Source organism: Hydrogenophaga sp., from assembly GCF_051007235.1.
Classification (GTDB): Bacteria; Pseudomonadota; Gammaproteobacteria; order Burkholderiales; family Burkholderiaceae_C; genus Hydrogenophaga.
The window spans coordinates 1-2,136 of the sequence record NZ_JBPCSJ010000159.1; the positions used below are offsets into that span (position 1 = coordinate 1).

The window sequence follows — 2,136 nt, forward strand, 5'->3', positions numbered from 1 at the left end:
CGATGATCTGGTTGGCCACCTTGGTGGTCTGGCCGTCGCCATTGCCACCGACCAGGGTGATGTTCTTGCCCATCGCCTGGAACAGCGGCAGCACGCGGTCAAACGCGGTCTGCGGCCCCCCGACCATGATGGTCAGGCTGCCCGCCTTGGCGCCCACCTCGCCGCCGCTGACCGGCGCGTCCAGGTAGTCGCAGCCCAATGCGTTGATCTGCTGCGCGAACTGTTTGGTGGCCATCGGGCTGATGCTGCTCATGTCCACAACGGTCTTGCCGGCCGACAAACCTTTGGCCACGCCGGTCTCACCGAACAGCACGTCCTGCACATGCGGCGTGTCCGGCACCATGGTGATGATCACATCGGCCCGCTTGGCCACCTCGGTGGCGTTGGTGCAGACCGTGGCGCCCGCCTCGGCCAGCTCAGCCGGGATCTTGCTGCGGCTGGACACGAACAGCATGTGCCCCGCCTTGATCAGGTTCAGCGCCATGGGCGTGCCCATGATGCCCAGGCCGATGAAGCCGACTCTGGTTCCGCTCTTGGTCATGTGTCTTGTCTCCTCGTGGGTGTTGTTCAAAGCTTCTGGTGGTGCGCCGCGACCCAGCCCAGGCCACGGTCGGTGCCGCCAGGCGTGCTGTCTTTCGGCTTGTATTCGCAGCCGATCCAGCCGGTGTAGCCCAGCGCGTCGATGTGGTGAAACAGGTGGCGGTGGTGGATCTCGCCGGTGCCGGGCTCGTGGCGACCAGGCGTGTCGGCCAGCTGCATGTGAGCGATGCGCGGCAGCAGGTCGCGGATGGTGTTGCTCAGCTCGCCCTCCATGCGCTGCGCGTGGTAGATGTCGTACTGCAGGAAGACGTTGTCCGCCCCGACCTCGTCCATCAGCGCGATGGCCTGGCGCGGGCGGTTGACGAAATAGCCTGGCATGTCGAAGGTGTTGATGGGTTCGATCAGCAGCGGCAGGCCCAGCTTCTTCGCTTCGGCCGCGGCATGGCGCACATTGGCCACCCAGGTGGCGCGAGCCTGCGCCTCGCTCACGCCAGCGGGCATCAAGCCGGCCATGCAGTGCCAGCGCTGCACGCCGATCACCGGTGCGTACGCAGCCGCCTTGGCCACGCCGGCGCGGAACTCGTCTTCGCGGCCCGGGATGCAGGCGATACCACGCTCGCCCGCGGCCCAGTCGCCCGGTGGCAGGTTGTGCAGCACCAGTTCCAGCTGGTTTGCTTTCAGCAGCTGCGCGATGGTCTCGGCCGGGTGATCGTAGGGAAACAGGAACTCCACCGCCTTGAATCCCGCCTTCGCGGCGGCTTCGAATCGGTCGAGGAACGGCAGCTCGTTCCAGAGCATGGTGAGGTTGGCAGCGAAGCGGGGCATGTTGTCGTCTTTCACAAATCAGTCAAACTGGAGCGAGAACCCAGGCGCTTGAAGGGACACCGTCCAGAGACACCGCGGAACCGGCTTTGCCGGACGGCCAGTGCCGCCCCCTTGAGGGGGTCGCGCGGAGCGCGGCGGGGGTGTCACTCCAACAACCCGGCTGCGATGAGGCCTTCACGGCCCTCGGGGTGCAGGCATTCGATGTCTTCAAATTCGTTGATGGCGTTGATCTCGGTGCCCATGGCGATGTTGGTCACCTTCTCCAGGATCACCTCCACCACCACCGGCACACTGTACTGGCGGGCCATCGCCTGAGCCTCACGCAGGGCAGCCTGGATCTTCGCCGGATCGGTCACCCGCAGCGCCTTACAGCCCAGGCCCTCGACCACCGCCTGGTGGTCCACGCCATAGCCTTTGAGCGTGGGGTCGTCGACGTTCTGGTTCTCGAACGCCAGCTGCACGCAATAGTCCATTTCAAACCCGCGCTGGCTCTGGCGGATCAGCCCCAGGTAGCTGTTGTTCACCAGCACCTGCACATAGGGAATGCGGAACTGAGCGCCCACCGCCAGCTCTTCCACGAGGAACTGGAAGTCGTAGTCGCCCGAGAGGCCGACCACGGTTTTCGTGGGGTCGGCGGCGGCCACGCCGAGCGCAGCGGGGATCGTCCAGCCCAGCGGGCCGGCCTGGCCGCAGTTGATCCACTGCCGCGGGCCGTACACGTGCAGGAACTGCGCCCCGGCGATCTGGCTCAGGCCGATGGTGGACACGTAG

General features: G+C 65.9%; 3 protein-coding genes. All 3 read right to left on the reverse strand.

Going from position 1 to position 2,136, the window contains the following annotated elements:
• Positions 1 to 541, reverse strand: a 541-nt coding sequence (locus tag ACR2JA_RS05765; RefSeq protein ID WP_434008154.1) for an NAD(P)-dependent oxidoreductase, incomplete at its 3' end; no start/stop codon positions are given.
• Between the two features lie 26 nt (positions 542 to 567).
• Entirely contained in the window at positions 568 to 1,365 is a 798-nt protein-coding gene (otnI, locus tag ACR2JA_RS05770) for a 2-oxo-tetronate isomerase (RefSeq protein ID WP_434008155.1), read from the reverse strand.
• A 143-nt stretch (positions 1,366 to 1,508) separates the two neighbouring features.
• A partial coding sequence (locus ACR2JA_RS05775; RefSeq protein WP_434008156.1) for a thiamine pyrophosphate-dependent enzyme occupies positions 1,509 to 2,136 on the reverse strand: 628 nt, incomplete at its 5' end.